The 17,229-nt window shown below is 71.5% G+C and carries 13 protein-coding genes; 6 read left to right on the forward strand and 7 right to left on the reverse strand.

Annotated features, from left to right (window positions below):
• Nucleotides 1–38 precede the first annotated feature (38 nt).
• Nucleotides 39–2,612, reverse strand: a complete 2,574-nt coding sequence (gene pepN, locus ABT034_RS01135) for an aminopeptidase N (protein ID WP_351209906.1) — start codon at nt 2,610–2,612, stop codon at nt 39–41.
• A gap of 153 nt (nt 2,613–2,765) precedes the next feature.
• The gene (locus ABT034_RS01140; RefSeq protein ID WP_351209908.1) at nt 2,766–3,782 is read right to left on the reverse strand and encodes an aspartate-semialdehyde dehydrogenase; all 1,017 of its coding nucleotides are present in this window, start codon (nt 3,780–3,782) and stop codon (nt 2,766–2,768) included.
• A 169-nt stretch (nt 3,783–3,951) separates the two neighbouring features.
• Between ABT034_RS01140 and ABT034_RS01145 the strand changes: the two genes are divergently transcribed.
• Nucleotides 3,952–4,479 (forward strand): RNA polymerase sigma factor, encoded by a 528-nt coding sequence (locus ABT034_RS01145; protein ID WP_351209910.1) that lies wholly within the window; start codon nt 3,952–3,954, stop codon nt 4,477–4,479.
• A gap of 2 nt (nt 4,480–4,481) precedes the next feature.
• A complete protein-coding gene (locus tag ABT034_RS01150; protein WP_351209912.1) occupies nt 4,482–5,219 on the forward strand; it encodes a hypothetical protein in 738 nt (245 codons plus the stop codon).
• Between the two features lie 69 nt (nt 5,220–5,288).
• Here the strand turns inward: ABT034_RS01150 and ABT034_RS01155 are convergent, their stop codons facing one another.
• Both ABT034_RS01155 and ABT034_RS01160 read right to left on the reverse strand, forming a co-directional pair.
• Nucleotides 5,289–8,603, reverse strand: coding sequence for a S8 family serine peptidase (locus ABT034_RS01155; protein ID WP_351209914.1), 3,315 nt, complete (start codon nt 8,601–8,603; stop codon nt 5,289–5,291).
• Between the two features lie 181 nt (nt 8,604–8,784).
• Entirely contained in the window at nt 8,785–9,327 is a 543-nt protein-coding gene (locus ABT034_RS01160) for a CGNR zinc finger domain-containing protein (protein ID WP_351209916.1), read from the reverse strand.
• Nucleotides 9,328–9,532: 205 nt separating this feature from the next.
• Here ABT034_RS01160 and ABT034_RS01165 point away from each other — a divergent pair, with 205 nt between their 5' ends.
• From ABT034_RS01165 to ABT034_RS01175, 3 genes are all read left to right on the forward strand, one after another.
• The gene (locus ABT034_RS01165; RefSeq protein WP_351209918.1) at nt 9,533–10,063 is read left to right on the forward strand and encodes an HPP family protein; all 531 of its coding nucleotides are present in this window, start codon (nt 9,533–9,535) and stop codon (nt 10,061–10,063) included.
• Nucleotides 10,064–10,072: 9 nt separating this feature from the next.
• Nucleotides 10,073–10,540 carry an NUDIX hydrolase gene (locus ABT034_RS01170; RefSeq protein WP_351209920.1) on the forward strand — a complete coding sequence of 156 codons (468 nt, stop codon included), beginning with the start codon at nt 10,073–10,075 and terminating at the stop codon, nt 10,538–10,540.
• Nucleotides 10,541–10,659: 119 nt separating this feature from the next.
• A complete protein-coding gene (locus ABT034_RS01175; protein WP_351209922.1) occupies nt 10,660–11,787 on the forward strand; it encodes a serine hydrolase domain-containing protein in 1,128 nt (375 codons plus the stop codon).
• Nucleotides 11,788–11,803: 16 nt separating this feature from the next.
• Here the strand turns inward: ABT034_RS01175 and ABT034_RS01180 are convergent, their stop codons facing one another.
• Both ABT034_RS01180 and pepN (ABT034_RS01185) read right to left on the reverse strand, forming a co-directional pair.
• The gene (locus ABT034_RS01180) at nt 11,804–12,811 is read right to left on the reverse strand and encodes a hypothetical protein (RefSeq protein WP_351209924.1); all 1,008 of its coding nucleotides are present in this window, start codon (nt 12,809–12,811) and stop codon (nt 11,804–11,806) included.
• A gap of 205 nt (nt 12,812–13,016) precedes the next feature.
• Nucleotides 13,017–15,578, reverse strand: coding sequence for an aminopeptidase N (pepN, locus tag ABT034_RS01185; protein WP_351209926.1), 2,562 nt, complete (start codon nt 15,576–15,578; stop codon nt 13,017–13,019).
• 157 nt (nt 15,579–15,735) lie between these two features.
• Between pepN (ABT034_RS01185) and ABT034_RS01190 the strand changes: the two genes are divergently transcribed.
• Nucleotides 15,736–16,371, forward strand: coding sequence for a mycothiol-dependent nitroreductase Rv2466c family protein (locus ABT034_RS01190; RefSeq protein WP_351209928.1), 636 nt, complete (start codon nt 15,736–15,738; stop codon nt 16,369–16,371).
• A 124-nt stretch (nt 16,372–16,495) separates the two neighbouring features.
• Here ABT034_RS01190 and ABT034_RS01195 read toward each other — a convergent pair whose 3' ends face one another.
• The gene (locus ABT034_RS01195) at nt 16,496–17,140 is read right to left on the reverse strand and encodes a superoxide dismutase (protein ID WP_351209930.1); all 645 of its coding nucleotides are present in this window, start codon (nt 17,138–17,140) and stop codon (nt 16,496–16,498) included.
• Between the last annotated feature and the right edge of the window lie 89 nt (nt 17,141–17,229).

Consider the following 17,229-nt stretch of genomic DNA (forward strand, 5'->3'; position numbering starts at 1 on the left):
CATCGGTCCGGGGGCCCTTCCTCACCTCTCAGGCACGGTCAGGCCGCGGCCGCGTCCGCCGCCCGCGCCCTGAGCGCGCGCTCGACGCCCGCGCGGCACTCCGTCACCAGGCGCCGCAGCGCCGGCGCCGGGTCGTGCTCGGCGATCCACGCGTCCGTCGCGTCCAGGGTCTCCTGCGAGACCTGGAGCGTCGGGTAGAGACCGACCACGATCTGCTGGATCATCTCGTGGCTGCGGGTCTCCGAGACGCCCTTGATCGACGCGAAGTACTTCGCCGTGTACGGGGCGAGCAGCTCACGCTGGTCGGACTGCACGAAGCCGCCGATGACGGCCTCCTGCACGGCGTTCGCCAGCTTGTCGTCCTCGACGACCGAGGCCCAGGCCTCCGCCTTCGCCGCCTCCGACGGGCGGGCCGCGCGCGCGGTCGCCGCGTGCCGCTCGCCCGCCGCCGTGCGGTCGCGCTCCAGCTCGCCGGCGATCTCCGGCTCGTCGTAGACCCCGGTCGCCGCGAGCCGCTGGACGAACGCCCAGCGCAGCTCGGTGTCGACGGCCAGGCCCTCGATCGACTCGCGGCCCTCCAGGAGCGCGGCGAGCAGGTCGAGCTGCTGCGGGGTGCGGGCGGTCGCGGCGAAGGCCCGCGCCCACGCCAGCTGGTGGTCGCTGCCCGGCTCGGCCGCCTGGAGGTGCGCGAGCGTGGCCTCGGTCCAGCGGGTGAGGCCGGCCTCCCGCCACTCCGGCGCCGCGTACAGCTCGATGGCCGCCTTGACCTGGCCCTGGAGCGACTGGACCACGCCGATGTCGGACTCCTTGGCGACACCGGAGAGCACGAGCTCCAGGTAGTCGCGGGTGGCCAGTTCGCCGTCGCGGGTCATGTCCCACGCCGAGGCCCAGCACAGGGCGCGCGGCAGCGACTCGGCGAAGTCGCCGAGGTGCGAGGTGACGTTGGCGAGGGACACCTCGTCGAGGCGGACCTTGGCGTACGACAGGTCGTCGTCGTTGAGGAGGACGACCGCCGGACGGGCCTTGCCCTCCAGCTTCGGCACCGAGGTCAGCTCGGCGGCCGCGAGGTCGAGTTCGAGGCGCTCGGTACGGACCAGCTTGCCGGCCTCGTCCAGGTCGTAGAAGCCGATCGCGATCCGGTGCGGACGCAGGACGGCCTCGCCCTTGGCGCCGGCGGGCAGCGCGGGAGCCTCCTGCCGGACGGCGAAGGAGGTGATGGCACCGCTCTCGTCGGTCTCGATCTCCGGGCGGAGGATGTTGATGCCGGCCGTCTCCAGCCACGCCTTCGACCAGGTCTTGAGGTCGCGCCCGGAGGTCTCCTCAAGGGCGCCGAGCAGATCGGAGAGGCGGGTGTTGCCGAAGGCGTGCGCCTGGAAGTAGGCCTGGACGCCCTTGAAGAACTCGTCCTCGCCGACGTAGGCGACGAGCTGCTTCAGGACGCTCGCGCCCTTGGCGTACGTGATCCCGTCGAAGTTGACGAGGACGTCCTCCAGGTCGTTGATCTCGGCCATGATCGGGTGCGTCGACGGCAGCTGGTCCTGGCGGTAGGCCCAGGTCTTCTCCGCGTTGGCGAAGGTGGTCCAGGCGCCCGGCCAGCGGGTGCCCTTCACGGAGGCCTGGCAGGCGACGGAGGTGTAGGTGGCGAACGACTCGTTCAGCCACAGGTCGTTCCACCACTCCATGGTGACGAGGTCGCCGAACCACATGTGGGCGAGCTCGTGCAGGATCGTCTCGGCACGCCGCTCGTACGCCGCGTCCGTCACCTTCGAGCGGAACACGTACTGGTCGCGGATGGTGACCGCGCCCGCGTTCTCCATCGCGCCCGCGTTGAACTCCGGCACGAAGAGCTGGTCGTACTTCGCGAACGGGTAGTCGTACGCGAACTTCTCCTGGAACCAGTCGAAGCCCTGCCGCGTGACGTCGAAGATGTGGTCGGCGTCGAGGAACTCGGCGAGCGAGGGCCGGCAGTAGATGCCCAGCGGGACGGTCTGGCCGTCCTTCTCGTACGTCGAGTGCACCGAGTGGTACGGGCCGACGATCAGCGCGGTGATGTACGTGGAGATGCGGGGCGTGGGCTCGAAGACCCACAGGTCGTCCTTCGGCTCCGGGGTGGGGCTGTTGGAGATGACCTTCCACCCCGCCGGCGCCTTCACGGTGAACTGGAAGGTCGCCTTCAGGTCGGGCTGCTCGAACGAGGCGAAGACGCGGCGCGCGTCCGGGACCTCGAACTGCGTGTACAGATAGGCCTGGTCGTCGACCGGGTCGACGAAGCGGTGCAGGCCCTCACCGGTGTTGGTGTACGCGCAGTCGGCGACGACCTTGAGCTCGTTGCGGCCCTCCTTGAGGTGGGCCAGCGCGATCCGCGAGTCGCGGAAGACGGCGGCGACGTCCAGCGAGTGCCCGTTCAGGACGGCCTCGTGGACGGCGGGCGCGACGAGGTCGATGAAGGTCGAGGCGCCGGCCTCGGCGGAATCGAAGCGGACGGTGGTGACGGACCGGTAGGTGCCGCCCTCCTGCGCACCGGAGAGGTCGAGTTCGACCTCGTACGCGTCCACGGTCAGCAGCGCCGCCCGCTGCTGAGCCTCTTCACGGGTCAGGTTCGTGCCAGGCACCCGGTCAACTCCTAGGTTTCGTGACGTTTGGCTCATCCTTCCACGGGCCGCCGCCGTGGCGCACGGCACATTTCCACGACCCGCCCGAACGCCGGAGGGGCGGCGCCCGTAACGGGCGCCGCCCCTCCTGGGGGTCGTACGGACCGGCCGGTGTCAGCCCTTGAGCTCGGCCGCGACCAGCTCCGCGATCTGCACGGCGTTGAGGGCCGCGCCCTTGCGCAGGTTGTCGTTGGAGAGGAAGAGCGCGAGGCCGTTGTCGACGGTCTCGTCCACGCGGATGCGGCCGACGTACGAGGCGTCCTTGCCGGCGGCCTGGAGCGGCGTCGGGATCTCGGAGAGCACGACGCCCTCGGCGTCCTTGAGCAGCTCGTAGGCGCGCTCGACGCTGATCGGACGATCGAAGCGGACGTTGACCTGGAGGGAGTGGCCGGAGAAGACCGGGACACGTACGCAGGTGCCGGAGACCTTCAGCTCGGGGATCTCCAGGATCTTGCGGGACTCGTTGCGGAGCTTCTGCTCCTCGTCGGTCTCGAAGGAGCCGTCGTCGACGATCGACCCGGCCAGCGGGACCACGTTGAACGCGATCGGGCGCTTGTAGACGGCGGGCTCGGGGAACTCGACGGCCTCGCCGTCGAACGCCAGCTGGTCGGCGGTCTCGGCCACGGCACACGCCTGGGTGCGCAGCTCGGCGACACCGGCCACGCCCGAGCCGGAGACGGCCTGGTAGGTGGTGGCGACCAGCGCGGTGAGGCCGGCCTCCTGGTGGAGCGGCTTGAGGACCGGCATGGCGGCCATCGTGGTGCAGTTCGGGTTGGCGATGATGCCCTTGGGGCGGTCCTTGATCGCGTGCGGGTTGACCTCGGAGACGACCAGCGGGACCTCGGGGTCACGGCGCCAGGCGGAGGAGTTGTCGATCACGACGGCGCCCTGGGAGGCGACCTTCTCGGCGAGGGCCTTGGAGGTGGCGCCGCCGGCGGAGAAGAGCACGATGTCCAGGCCGGTGTAGTCGGCGGTGGAGGCGTCCTCGACCGTGACGCCGTCCACGACGGTGCCGGCGGAACGGGCGGAGGCGAAGAGCCGCAGCTCGTCGACCGGGAAGTTGCGCTCGGCCAGGATGCTGCGCATGACTGTGCCGACCTGACCGGTGGCTCCGACGATTCCGACCTTCACGGGGACTCCTCCGTACGTATGTGCAGGGTGCTGCCGGTCCATGATGCGTATGACCTGGGGCGCCTTGTCCAATCCATTGTCCATTGGTCGGGACGTGGGGCCGGGGCCGGATCGAACGTTTCGTGCCGCTTCCGCGTCACAGGGGGGACGCGGAAGGGAAGGAGGCACGGTGGCGGTAGTGAGGAAGGCCCGGCGCCCGGCGGCGGACGATCCGCTGGACGCGGCCCTCGTGGACCGGGTGAGAGCGGTCCTGGCACTGGGCGGGGTGCCGTACGCGGAGCTCCAGGACGGCGTGCAGCAGGTGCGGCTGAAGCTCCTGGAGTCCCGGGCGAAGGGACGGGAGCCCCTGCGGTCCACCGCCGCGTGGTGCGCGGTGGTGGCCTCGAACATCGCCGTGGACTGGCACCGGGACCGGCGCCGCCGGGAGCGGCTCGACGAGCGGCTGACCGCGCTGCGGCCGTGGGGCACGGAGCAGCCGGGCGTCGAGGAGGCACGGGTCCTGACCCTGTCGGTCGCGCAGGGGCTCGACGCACTGCCCCTGCCGCAGCGGCAGGTCGTGGTGCTGCGCTTCTACGCCGACCTGCCGGTGGCCGAGATCGCGGAGGCGCTGGAGATCCCCGAGGGAACGGTCAAGAGCCGGCTGCACGCCGCCGTGCGCGCGCTGCGCGCCCGGCTCCACACGGACGAGGTGGTGTGAGGGTGGAGAGGGACGAGCGGGACCCGGTACGACTGGCGGTGTCCGACGGGCCGCTGCCCGAGTGGGCCGAGCGGGACCCCGAGGTACGGGCCGTGCTGGCCGACGTGGAGACCCTGCGCGAGCAGCTGGCGCTCATCGCCACGGCGGTGGCCGGACCCGCCCCCGAGCCGCCCCCGCCCGCGGCGCCGGGCCCCCGCCGCCGGCGTGCTCCGCGGTGGGTGCTCGCCGCGGTCGCGGCGGTGGCCGTGCTGGGCCTTCTGGGGACCGGGGGGTCGTACCTCATGGCCCGCAACGGGGAGCTGGACGGTAGGGCGGGGGGCGCGGCGCTTACCGCAGAGGGCCTGGTCGCGTGCGCCGCGGACATCGCCGAGGGAACGGTGGCCCGGGTCGAGCGGCTGGGCGGGGACCAGGGGGTCCGCGTCACCCTGAGCGTGGAGCGGAGGTACAAGGAGGCCAGGACGGCGGGGACGGCGGCCGGGGAGCCCCGGCTCGTCTTCACGGCCGGGGAGGCCCCTGCCGAAGAGTCAGCCGATCCCTACTTCCGGGTGGGCACGCGCATGCTCGTCATCGTCTCGCGCTTCCCCGGAGAGGGACCGCTCACCTACCGGGAGGGGGACCGCCCGCCCGGGAATCTCGGCACGGACGTCGGAGCGGGGCGTGACGATCTGGAGTACGGACGCGCATGGGTGGAGAAGGCGCTTCCGGGGTCCGCCGGAGTCGACTGCTCGCACCCCGGCTGACCGGCGCGCGGAAGAACGGGAGAGGGGCGGGCACCGGTTCCGGTGCCCGCCCCTCACTGTCTCGCGGTGTTACGGGGTGACGCTGCCGATCAGGACGCTGCCGGAGCCCGCGACGGTGCCGCGTGCGTTGAGCAGCTGGACCTCGCCGAAGAACTGGCGGCCCTCGGGGGCCGCGCCGGCGACCAGGACCTGGGCCGCGACCTTGGTGCTCGCACCGTGGGCCAGCGGGTAGGTCGTGGCGTTGTCGACCTGGACGCTGCCGAGCGCGGCGGAGTAGTACACGTCCTTGTAGTCGTAGGTCGTGCCGCCCTCGGCGTGGACCGCGTAGCCGTCGATGACGACGGTGTACGTGCCCGGGGCCGGCTTCACGAGGGAGACGGACTCCTCCGAGTCGCCGTCCGCCGCCTGGCCGACCTGCTTGCCGTTCAGGAGGACGGTGAGGTCGAGGTCGGCGGCCTTGTCGGAGGTGTTGCCGATCGCGATGTCGAGCCGCTCGACGCCCTCACCGACCGTGACGGTCTTCGTCTGCTTCTCGTGGTGCTGGATGGTCGGGGTCTCGGTCTTCTGCGAGCCCAGCGAGCCGCCCTTCAGCTTGCCGTCGATGCCGGCGAACTTGTTGGTGACGGTCCACTCGACGGCGGCCGGGGTGCCGACCTTCGCCTCGGCCACGGTCTGGACGGCCGGGTCGAAGTCGGCGCCGAGCACCTTGGCGTCCAGCGTGAACGGGTTGTCCAGGTCGGGCGAGGTGCGGCGCGACTCGACCTCGATCTCCCAGACGCCCGGCGTCGGGTTCGCGTACGACCGCAGGTCCGGACGGCAGGTGTTCGCCGGGTTGTAGTGCGGGTAGCACGCGGTGGAGGCGGTGGACTCGATGGCCACGCCGTACGGGTGGATCGCGATGAACCGGGTCTGGCTCTTCGCCTTCAGACCGCCGATGGCGACCTCAAGGGTCTTGGCGCCCTCCGGCACGGTCACGAAGTACGACGTGTGGCTGTTGCGCTGGACGGTGCCGGCGGCGGAGAAGCCGTAGCCGGGCGCGACCAGGTCGCTCGCGACGACCGAGGTGGCGAGGATCTGCTTGTCCACGCCCTCGGTGCGCTCGTCGTCGGCCTCCAGGATCACGCTGTGCACACCGGCGGTGGTCGGCCGGGCCTGGACCTTGACGGTGACCGGCTTGTTCAGCGGCAGGTCGATCTCGTCGTCGCCGAGGATGCGGAAGGTGCCGTCGTTGTACTTGAGGTCCAGCTCGTGCTCGATGGCACGGTCCGGGCCGCTCGTGCGCGTGACGGTGACGTCGTAGACCTTCTTCTGGCCGACCTTGAGGCCGCCCTCACGGTCGTACACACCGGTGCCGGTGTGCGGGGCCGGGAAGATTGCGGTGTCGACCGGGGCCTCGACCTTGTAGTCGTGGGCGGTCGCGCCGTCCTTGATCGAGTCCCAGGCCTCGTTGATGTCGATCAGACCCGAGCCCTGCTCGTGCGCCTTGACACCGGAGATCTGCTTGGCGGTCGAGGTGAGCGCGGTGCGCAGGGTGAGCGGGGAGAGCTCGATGCCCCGCTGCTTCGCGGCGGAGAGCAGCAGCGCGCTCGCGCCCGCGACCTGCGGGGAGGACATCGAGGTGCCGTTGAGCATCCCGTAACCGGCGGGCAGCGCGTAGCCGGACTCGGCGACGCCGGCGCCGGCCAGCCAGGTCGGGATGGTGTTCACGGCCGAGCCCGGACCGGTAATGGTCGGGGTGAAGCCGCCGTCCTCACGCGGGCCACGCGAGGAGAAGGGGAACATGGCGTACGACTTGGAGACGGCCGAGCCGTAGTTGGCGGCCCAGGTCGACTTCGAGATCGCCGCGCCGACCGAGACGACCTTGTCGGCCAGGCCGGGGTCGCCGATCGTGTTGATGCCCGGGCCGGAGTTGCCGGCCGAGATGATCAGCTGCACGCCGTACTGGTCGATCAGACGGGTGTAGAGGCGCGAGCGGACGTTGTCGCCGTCGTTCTGCGCGGGCAGGCCGCCGATCGACATGTTGACGATGTCGACGCCGCGGTTGACGACGAGGTCCGTCATGCCCTCGGTGAGGGCGGTGTTGGTGCAGCCGCCGGTCCAGGTGCACGCGCGCGAGGAGACGATCTTCGCGCCCGGCGCCGCGCCGTTCATCCGGCCGCCGAAGAGGCCGTGGGCGGCGGTGATGCCGGCGACGTGGGTCCCGTGGGAGGACTCGACGAGACCGACGTTGACGAAGTCGCGCTTCTGGCCGACCCAGGTCCCGCCCAGCGGGTCCATCGCGACGTCCTTGCGGATCTCGACGACGAACGGCGTCTTCTCGACGACCTCGGTGGCCGGGTCGTCGGTACCGAAGTAGCCGATCTGGTACCCGTCCTTGTACGGCTTCATCGGCGCGTTGTCCGTGAAGTCGTTGTTCTGGTCGGTGTCCACGCGGACGGTGCCGGCGGCCGGGTCGTACAGCATGCCGAAGACGTCGGTGGTGTCGCCGTTGCGGTTGATGTCACCGGCCGGGTCGCCGCCCGCGGTGATCGACTCGCTGAAGCGGCTCCACTGGTAGGAGCCCTCGGGCGCCTTCCAGCTCTGGGTGGCCGCGGTGAAGACGGGGCCCGTGACCGGGGTGATCTGGGCGCGCCAGGTGGCGTCGCCCTCGGTCAGCGGGTCGGTGGCGGTGACCCAGTCGACGATCTTGCGCTCGCCGGTGGTGGTCTTCCGCAGCGCCGGGTGGCCCAGGTCGACACCGGAGTCGAGGACGCCGATGGTCACGCCGCGGCCGTCGGCCCGCGGGTGGTCCTCGACGAACTCGACCGCGCCCGTCTCGTGGGACGGGTTGTACGGGTTCTTCGCCGGGGTGGTCCGGCTCGGGGCCGGGTACGTCGTGGTGACGGTCGTGCCCTCGACGGCGCCCGTCGTCGCGCCGGCGTCCGGGGTCGGGTCGTCCAGCTTGATCTCGGCCTGGAGGTCGATCGACTGGACGGAGGAGAGCTTCGCCGCGGCCTTGATGGCCGCCTCGGCCTTGGCGGTGGGCAGGGTCGCGCGGACGTAGCCGAGCGCGTCCTGCTGCTTGCCGACGGAGGCGCCCGCGACGGCGTCGAGCTGGTCGGCGACCTGCTCGGTGGCGCCGGGGACGGTGGCGACGAGGATCGTGACGTTCCTGTCGCCGCTCACCTCGGCCTCGGTGAGGCGCTGGGCGTCGGTGGCGCCGAGCTTGTCGGTAGGTTCGCTTGCCTTCACCGGGGGAGTGGTCGCCGGGTCGTCGACGGCCAGGACCGGGGCGGCACCGGCCGCGACGAGCGCGGCGACGAGTCCTGCGGCGGCCGCGATGCGGGCCGCGCGTCTCCCGGAGGGCGAGCGCCCGGGTATGGAGCTCTGGGGGGTCATGTACATCCCTGGTTATGAAAGAGAGGGTCCGGATTTCGGTACCGGATGACCGCTCAGCCTTTCGTAAACGACAGGGATTTGTGGAGAGTTGACGGGTGACGGAATGCGTCGATGGCGTACATCCGCCACTGCGGACGACACGCCATCGGGGATGAATCACCCTCAACCGGGGCGAGTGGGCGGGGTGTCAGTGGTCCTTCGTACGGGCGTAGTGGCGCGAGGCCTTGGCCCGGTTGCCGCAGGCCGCCATCGAGCACCAGCGGCGGGTGCCGTTCCGCGAGGTGTCGAAGAAGTGCAGGATGCACGCCTCGTGCGCGCAGGCCCGGATCCGGTCGGGCGCGGTGCGCAGGAGGTCGAGGTAGTCGCGGGCGGCCGTCCAGCCGGGGCCGCGGGCGGGGTCCGCGAACTCGGCCCGTTCCCCGGGGCCCTCGGCGGTGAGTGTGGCCCGGATGCGGCCGTGGTCGAGGACGGCGTCGACCCGGGCGGTGGCGGCGGGGTCGCCGGGGTGGTCGACGAGCGCGGCGAGCGCGTCCCGGGCGGCGAGGGTGTGGCGCAGGGTGGCGTCGTCGGCGGCGAACCCCCGGTCGAGGCCGTTGGCGGCGAGCCAGACGGCGAGCCCCTCGACCCCGGTGAGCAGGTCCTGACGGACGCCCTCCTCGTTCCACCGGGTGTTGAGGAGGTCGAGGGAGACGGGTTCGCCGGTGAGCGGCCGTGGATCGATGGCGGTCATGGCGGCACCCTCCTGGTGGGCTAACCCTTCAAGGGTACGTGAACGGTTGACCGCCCTTGAATCTAACCCTTAAAGTCTCGCTAAGAGGTTAGATCTGCACCTCCCTGGTTGTGGGCATTCGTTCCGCTGGGGCGGAACGGGTGGGCACAACCCGAACGCGCCCCCCGCGCCAGGGCCCGTACCCCCGCGACCCCGAGGACCGCCCATGACCACCACCCCGGCCCCCGCCGCCACCGCACCCCCCGCAACTGCCTCCCCCCGCCCCGGTCCGCCGCCGCGCCCCCGGCCCCGGATCCTGCTTGCCTCCACCGCCGGCAGCGTCGCCGCGCTCGTGCTCCTGGTCGCCGTCGGCACCGTGCTCGACCAGCCCCTGCTCGTCCCGCCGCTCGCGGCGAGCATGGCGCTCGTGGCGGGCGCCCCCGACCTCCCGCTGTCCCAGCCGCGTTCCGTCGTCGGCGGCCAACTGCTCTCCGCCCTCACCGGCTTCGCCGTCCTGGCCGTGGCGGGTCCCGGCCTTTGGGGCGCCGCCGTCGCGGGCGGCCTCGCCCTCGGCGTGATGATGCTGGCCCGTACCCCGCACTCGCCCGCCGCCGCGACCGCCGTGATCGTCGCCCTCCAGGCCCCGCCGTTCTGGTCGTTTCTCGGCCTACTCGCCCTCGCCTCCCTCCTCCTGGTCGCCGTCGGCCTCGGAGCGGCCCGTGCCTCGGGCCGGACGTATCCCGTCTACTGGTTCTAACCTCTCCTCATGAAACAGGAGTTGAGGGTGGCGGCCTACGCCGTGTGCGTACGGGACGGGGAGGTGCTCCTCGCCCGGTGGGTGGCGGGCGACGGCACCAAGCGGTGGACCCTGCCGGGCGGTGGCATGGACCACGGCGAGGAGCCCGTACAGACCGTGGTCCGCGAGGTGGAGGAGGAGACCGGCTACCTCACCGAGCCCACCGCCCTCCTCGGGATCGACTCCATCCGGCGCGGCTGGCTGCGCCGCCTCGCGGGCCCCGGGGACTTCCAGGGCCTGCGGATCATCTACGAGGCCCAGGTCACCGGCGGTGCGCTGCGCAACGAGACGGGCGGCTCCACCGACCTCGCCGCCTGGCATCCGCTCGACGCCGTACCCGGCCTGCCCCGGGTCGAACTCGTCGACATCGGCCTCGACCTGTGGCGCGAGCGGCCCCCGGTCGGACGCTCCCGGCTCGCCGATCCGGCGAACGGCTGACTCCTCCGCCAGAAGGCTGAAAAACGCTCAACCGTTCCCTTCCCGCTCAACCATCCCGCCGGCCCCGCGGTCCTCCCCGCCGACCGCAGTACGCACAGCAGAATCACAGGGGAGCCCGCATGCCAGCCGTACGCACGACCCGCACCGTCCTCGCCACCGCCCTGGTCGCGGGACTCACCGCCACGGCGCTCGCCACTCCCGCCCTCGCCGCACCCGCACCGGTGAAGGGGGACCACACGGCCACCCAGCAGGCGCTCCAGGCGGCGGCCGACGCCGGTGTGCCCGGTGTCGTCGCCGGGGCCCGCGACGGGCACGGCCGCTGGACCGGCACCGCGGGCGACCGCAAGGGCAACGACCGCTACCGGGTCGGTTCCATCACCAAGACCTTCACCGCCACCGTCCTCCTCCAGCTCCAGGCCGAAGGCCGCCTCGACCTCGACGACCCGGTCGAGAAGTGGCTGCCCGGCGTCGTCAAGGGCAACGGCCACGACGGCCGGAAGATCACCCTCCGCCAGCTGCTCAACCACACCAGCGGCATCTACAGCGTCACCGCCGACCCCGGCTTCCAGGAGAAGGTCTTCGGCCCGGCCTTCCTGGAGCACCGCTACGACCGGTGGACCCCGCGCCAGCTCGTCGCCATCGCCATGACCCACGAGCCGGACTTCGCCCCCGGCACCGGCTGGAACTACTCCAACACCAACTACGTCCTCGCCGGCCTGGTCATCGAGAAGGTCACCGGACGCCCCTACGGCAAGGCGGTCGAGAACCGCATCATCAAGCCGCTCAAGCTCCGCGCCACCAGCGTCCCCGGCACCGACGTCACGATGCCGAACCCGAGCTCCCCCGCCTGGTCCAAGCTCTCCGCCGACCCGGACGCCCCGGTCCACGACCTCAGCGAACTCAGCCCCACCATCGCCTACGCGGCCGGCGAGGTGATCTCCGACTCGAAGGACCTCCAGACCTTCTACCGTGCCCTGCTCGGCGGCCGGCTGCTCCCGAAGGCCGAGCTGACGGAGATGACGACCACCGCCCCCGGGGCCGGGTACGGACTCGGCCTGACGCAGACCGAGCTGAGCTGCGGCAAGGAGGTCTGGGGCCACGGCGGCGGCATCCACGGCTCCGGCTCGGCCGCCGCGGTCACCAAGGACGGCCGCCACTCGCTCGCGCTGAACTTCAACGCCGACTGGACCGGCGACCCCATGCCCGTCCTGGAGGCCGAGTTCTGCGGCGTCACGCCCAAGAGCTGACCCGCACCCCGGCCCCTCACCGGGGCAGGACGACGACATACGCGGCGGGCTGCCGGTCGGACGCGGCCATCAGGGCCGTACGGACCACGGTGGCCTGCTGGTCCATCGCCTCGCGCAGCTTGCGCGGGGTGATATGGACGACCGTGATGCCGAGCCGCTCCAGATGCTCCCGCTTGCGGGTGTACTCGGACCAGAGCGCGTCGTCGTCCTGCCGCGGGGCCCGGGTGTCCAGCTCGACGGCGACGGCCTGGTCGGGCCAGTAGGCGTCCACCCCGCCCAGGTGCGGGCCGCCCGGCAGCCGCAGGTCCACGTTCCACAGCGGGTCCGGCAGGGCGAACTCCCGCACCATCTCGTACAGGCGCTCCTCGGAGAGCGACCGCCCCTCGGCGAGCAGCGCGTCCACCGCGTCCACCACGTGCGGGCGGGTGAGCAGCCGGGCCCGGCTCAACTCGCGTACCACCGCGCCCGGTTCGCAGTGACCGCCGCGGACCGCCTCGGTGAGCAGCCGGCGTACCGTCTCCGCGTCCGAGAGCCCCGACACCGCGTCGGCGACGGCGCGGGCGACCGGCGCGACGGGCACCCCGGTCAGCTCCACCGGCTCCGGCGGCTCGGGGGCGGCGCGCACCACCCGCACCCAGCCGGTGGAGCGCAGCCGCCGGGTGCGGGGCACCAGGACGTCGATCCGGTCAAGCGCGGTGAGCGGGGGAGCGGAGGAGAAGCGGTGCAGGGTCAGCGCGGCGAGCCCGGTGATCATCGCGTCGGGCCCCTGCGCGGGGACGGCCCCGGTCCTGCGGGCGTAGAGGAGCGCGGCGCGGAGCCGGTCCTCGCTGGTGGGCGGGCCGGGCTGGAGCAGGAAGACACCGGGCAGCAGCTGCTGCCAGCCGCCGGGCCGGCAGCGCGCGGCGACCTCGCCGGCCGGGATGCCGAGCGCCCTCAACTGGTCTGCGGCCGCGAGGCGTTCGGGGCGACCGGTGCGGGAGGCGAGGGGGAGGGGGCGGGGGGTGATGGGGGTGTTGTGGTTCATGCCGGGGGTCTTCCGCTTCCGAAGGCTCCCCTAACCCCTGTTACACGCTCGTCGACAATCAGGGACAAGCCCGCCCTAAAGTACGCGCGTTCGACTGCCGATGAAGGGGCCGCGCCGCACCCCGGCCCCGGCGCCGCGGGCCGCGGGAGGCACGCACACCGATGGGGGCCGCGCGCCGAGGCGCACGACCCCCACCGGGGGAGAGCTACACCGCCAGGCCGTCACACGCCTGCGCCCGCAGCGCCCGCGCCAGGTCGTCCCGTGCCTCCAGGACGAGGCGCCGCAGCGCCGGCGCCGCCGACTCGTGGTCCGCGAGCCAGGCGTCCGTCGCGGTCAGCGTCGCCTCGTCGTCCTGGAGCCCCGGGAACAGGCCCCGGACCACATGGATGCCGATCTGGATGGACCGCTCGGCCCACAGCCGCTCGATCGCCGCGAAGTACTTCTCCGCGTACGGGGCGATCAGCTCACGCTGCGAGGGCTGCGTGAAGCCCGCGATCGTCGCCTCCACCAGCGCGTTCGACAGGGTGTCCGACTCGACGACCTGCGCCCACGCCTGCGCCTTGACGGCCGCCGACGGCCGCGAGGCCAGCAGCCGGACCTGGTGGCGCTTGCCCGTCGCGGTGTCGTCCCGCGCCAGCTCCGCACCGATCCGGGCCTCGTCCGCCCGGCCGTGCGCCGCGAGCGCGGAGAGCAGCGCCCAGCGCAGCTCCTGGTCGACGTCGAGCCCGTCGATCCTCGCCGTACCGTCGAGCAGCCCTTCGATGAGCTGGAAGTCGGCGTCGGCGGAGGCCGTCGCCGCGAGGAACCGCGCCCACGTCAGCTGGTGTTCGCTGCCCGGCTCGGCGACGCGCAGCTCGCGAAGCCCGCCCTCGGCGAGCAGCCGCCCGCCCCGCTCGCGCCACTCGGGCGCCGCGTACAGGGTGACGGCCGACTTCGTCCAGGCGTGCACCATCTGGAGGACGCCGATGTCGGTCTCGCGGCCCGCGAAGGCGAGCGCCACGGCGACGAAGTCCCGGGCGGGCATCAGCCCGTCGCGGGTCAGGTTCCACAGCGCCGACCAGCACAGGGCACGGGCCAGCGGGTCGGTGATGTCACCGAGGTGCGCCCGCAGGGTGGTGAGCGAGCCCTCGTCGAAGCGGATCTTGCAGTAGGTGAGGTCGTCGTCGTTGACGAGGACGAGGTCGGGCCTCTCCTCGCCCGCGAGTTCGGTGACGACGGTCCGGGCGCCGGTGATGTCGGCCTCGGCCCGCGCGTACCGGACGAGCTCCCCGCCGGAGAGCCGGTAGAGGCCGACGGCGGCCCGGTGCGGACGAAGCTCGTCGCCCTCCTGGACGACGGCGAGCTCGGTGATCCGGCCCTCCGCGTCGTAGGTGACGGCGGGCGTCAGGGTGTTCACCCCGGAGGTCTGGAGCCAGGACTTCGACCAGGCCTTCATGTCGCGGCCCGAGGTCTCCTCCAGGATGGTGAGGAGGTCCCCGAGCCGGGTGTTCCCGTAGGCGTGGCGCTTGAAGTAGCGGCGCGCGCCCTCCATGAACGCGTCCCGGCCGGCGTACGCCACGAGCTGCTTGAGCACCGACGCGCCCTTGGCGTACGTGATGCCGTCGAAGTTGAGCTTGGCGTCCTCCAGGTCACGGATGTCGGCCGTGATCGGGTGGGTGGACGGCAGCTGGTCGGCGCGGTACGCCCAGGCCTTGCGGTTGTTGGCGAAGGTCACCCAGCTGTTGGTGAAGCGGGTCGCCTCGGCGTTCGCGAAGGAGCCCATGAAGTCGGCGAAGGACTCCTTCAGCCACAGGTCGTCCCACCACACCATGGTGACGAGGTCGCCGAACCACATGTGCGCCATCTCGTGCAGGATGACGTTGGCCCGGCTCTCGTAGGCGGCCTGGGTCACCTTGCCCCGGTAGATGTACTCCTCGCGGAAGGTCACCATGCCCGGGTTCTCCATCGCGCCGAGGTTGTACTCGGGGACGAAGGCCTGGTCGTACTTCCCGAAGGGGTACGGGTAGTCGAAGTTGTCGTGGAAGAAGTCGAATCCCTGCTTGGTGATCAGGAAGACGTCGTCCGCGTCGAAGTGCCGGGCGAGGCCCTTGCGGCACATCGCGCCGAGCGGGATCTCCAGGTCGGTGCCGTCGGCCAGCGTGCGCTTGTAGGTGTCCGTGACGTAGTGGTACGGCCCCGCCACGACACAGGTGATGTACGTGGAGATCGGCGCCGTCTCCGCGAACCGCCACACACCCTCGGCGTCCTGCTCGCCCGCGCCGTTCGACCAGACCGTCCAGCCCTCGGGCGCGGTCACCGAGAAGCGGTACGGGGCCTTCAGGTCGGGCTGCTCGAAGTTGGCGTACACCCGGCGGGCGTCGGCCGGCTCGTACTGCGTGTAGAGGTAGACCTCGCCGTCCTCCGGGTCGACGAAGCGGTGCAGGCCCTCGCCGGTCCGGCTGTAGGCGCAGCGCGCGTCCACCACGAGCGTGTTCTCGTCGGCGAGGCCGTCGAGCGCGATCCGCGAGCCGTCGAAGACGACCGCCGGGTCGAGGGACCGCCCGTTGAGCGTGACCGCTTCGACGGCCGGGGCGATCAGGTCGACGAACGTGCTCGTGCCCTCGCCGGTGCGGCGGAAGCGGATCGTCGTCTCCGAACGGAACGTGCGGACCGCCTCGGCACAGTCGCCGACCGCCGACCGCAGGTCGAGGACGACCTCGTACCCGTCGACGGACAGCAGGGCCGCCCGCTCGTGGGCCTCGTCGCGGGACAGATTCTCACCGGGCACGGTCACTCCTTCGTGGCGCGTTCGAAACAGCACCGATCCTCCCATGTGCCACTGTCACCCGGCGCACGGGAATGCGGTCACCGGCCCGTGGCGTTGGCTCCTTTCGGCGCACCACCTTCCGACGCACCACCTTTCGACGGCCGTACCGAGGAGTGACATGTCCGAGAGCAGGACCACCGCCGAGTTCTTCTTCGACCCGCTGTGCCCGTGGGCCTGGATGACCTCCCGCTGGATGCTGGAGGTCGAGAAGGTACGGCCGGTCGACGTCAGCTGGAAGGTCATGAGCCTGGCCGTGCTCAACGAGAACAGGCTCGACGAGCTCCCGGCCGAGTACCGGGAGATGCTGGAGACCCAGGCGTGGGGCCCGGTCCGGGTCGTCGTCGCCGCCCAGCAGCTGCACGGCGACGAGGTCGTGGGCAAGCTCTACACCGCGCTCGGCACCCGCTTCCACAACGGCGGCGAGGGCCCGACCCGCGAGGCGATCGTCGCGGCCCTGACGGACGTCGGCCTGCCCGAGGACCTGGCGGACTACGCCGACAAGGACACGTACGACGCGGAGCTGCGCTCCTCCCACCAGGAGGGCATAGACAAGGTCGGCCAGGACGTCGGCACCCCGGTCATCGCGGTCCCGGGCCCCGAGGGCGACGAGGTCGCCTTCTTCGGTCCCGTCGTCACGCCGACCCCGCGCGGCGAGGCGGCGGCCCGGCTGTGGGACGGCACGCTGCTCGTGGCGTCGACGCCCGGCTTCTACGAGATCAAGCGCACCCGGACGGCGGCGCCCAGCTTCGAGTAGTCCGCCCCCGGCAGTACGGAAGAACCCCCGTGATTCACGTCATCACGGGGGTTCTTCGTCATTCCGCCCACACGTGAAGGTTGAGAAGACGATCACGAGCAGGACGACTGGGTGGTGCCGCCGGTCAGAAGGAGATCAGCGGGACCGAGGTCTTGGCGGCGTGGTAGCGCTTGCTCACGTCCTGCCAGTTGACGACCTGCCACATGGCCTCGATGAAGTCGACCTTCTGGTTCTTGTACTGGAGGTAGAAGGCGTGCTCCCAGGCGTCGAAGACCAGGACCGGGACCGAGCCCTGGCCGACGTTGCCCTGGTGGTCGTAGACCTGCTCGACGATGAGACGGCCGCTGATGGGCTCGTACGCGAGGACACCCCAGCCGGAACCCTGGGTGGTCGCGGCGGCCTTCGTCAGCTGGGCCTTGAACTTCGCGAAGGAGCCGAAGGACTCGGTGATCGCGTCCGCGAGGTCACCGACGCCGTCGGCGGCCAGCGGCTCGCCGCCGCCCCCGCCCTTCGGGCTGTCCATGTTGTTCCAGTAGATGGAGTGGAGGATGTGGCCGGAGAGGTGGAAGGCCAGGCTCTTCTCCAGGCCGTTGATCGCGCCCCACTGGTCCTTGTCGCGAGCCTCCTCCAGCTGCTCCAGGGTGTCGTTGGCTCCCTTGACGTACGCGGCGTGGTGCTTGTCGTGGTGCAGCTCGATGATCTGGGGATTGATCACCGGCTCCAGCGCCGCGTAGTCGTACGGCAGCTCCGGAAGTGTGTAGATCGCCATGCCCGGCTCCTTCAACGGCTCCTGCTTATTGCAACCTATATGCAAGTGCAGGCTAACAGTAGGTACTCCTCGTAGGTGATCAGCCCTTC

Origin of the sequence: Streptomyces sp. NPDC002773 (assembly GCF_040295605.1) — a bacterium.
Classification (GTDB): Bacteria; Actinomycetota; Actinomycetes; order Streptomycetales; family Streptomycetaceae; genus Streptomyces.

Bases quoted from the DNA above. Each gene is read 5' to 3' on its own strand.
- ABT034_RS01170 (WP_351209920.1), top strand. From the start codon at position 10,073: ATGAAACAGGAGTTGAGGGTGGCGGCCTACGCCGTGTGCGTACGGGAC.
- ABT034_RS01155 (WP_351209914.1), bottom strand. From the start codon at position 8,603: ATGTACATGACCCCCCAGAGCTCCATACCCGGGCGCTCGCCCTCCGGG.
- ABT034_RS01175 (WP_351209922.1), top strand. From the start codon at position 10,660: ATGCCAGCCGTACGCACGACCCGCACCGTCCTCGCCACCGCCCTGGTC.
- ABT034_RS01180 (WP_351209924.1), bottom strand. From the start codon at position 12,811: ATGAACCACAACACCCCCATCACCCCCCGCCCCCTCCCCCTCGCCTCC.
- ABT034_RS01160 (WP_351209916.1), bottom strand. From the start codon at position 9,327: ATGACCGCCATCGATCCACGGCCGCTCACCGGCGAACCCGTCTCCCTC.
- ABT034_RS01165 (WP_351209918.1), top strand. From the start codon at position 9,533: ATGACCACCACCCCGGCCCCCGCCGCCACCGCACCCCCCGCAACTGCC.
- ABT034_RS01195 (WP_351209930.1), bottom strand. From the start codon at position 17,140: ATGGCGATCTACACACTTCCGGAGCTGCCGTACGACTACGCGGCGCTG.
- ABT034_RS01190 (WP_351209928.1), top strand. From the start codon at position 15,736: ATGTCCGAGAGCAGGACCACCGCCGAGTTCTTCTTCGACCCGCTGTGC.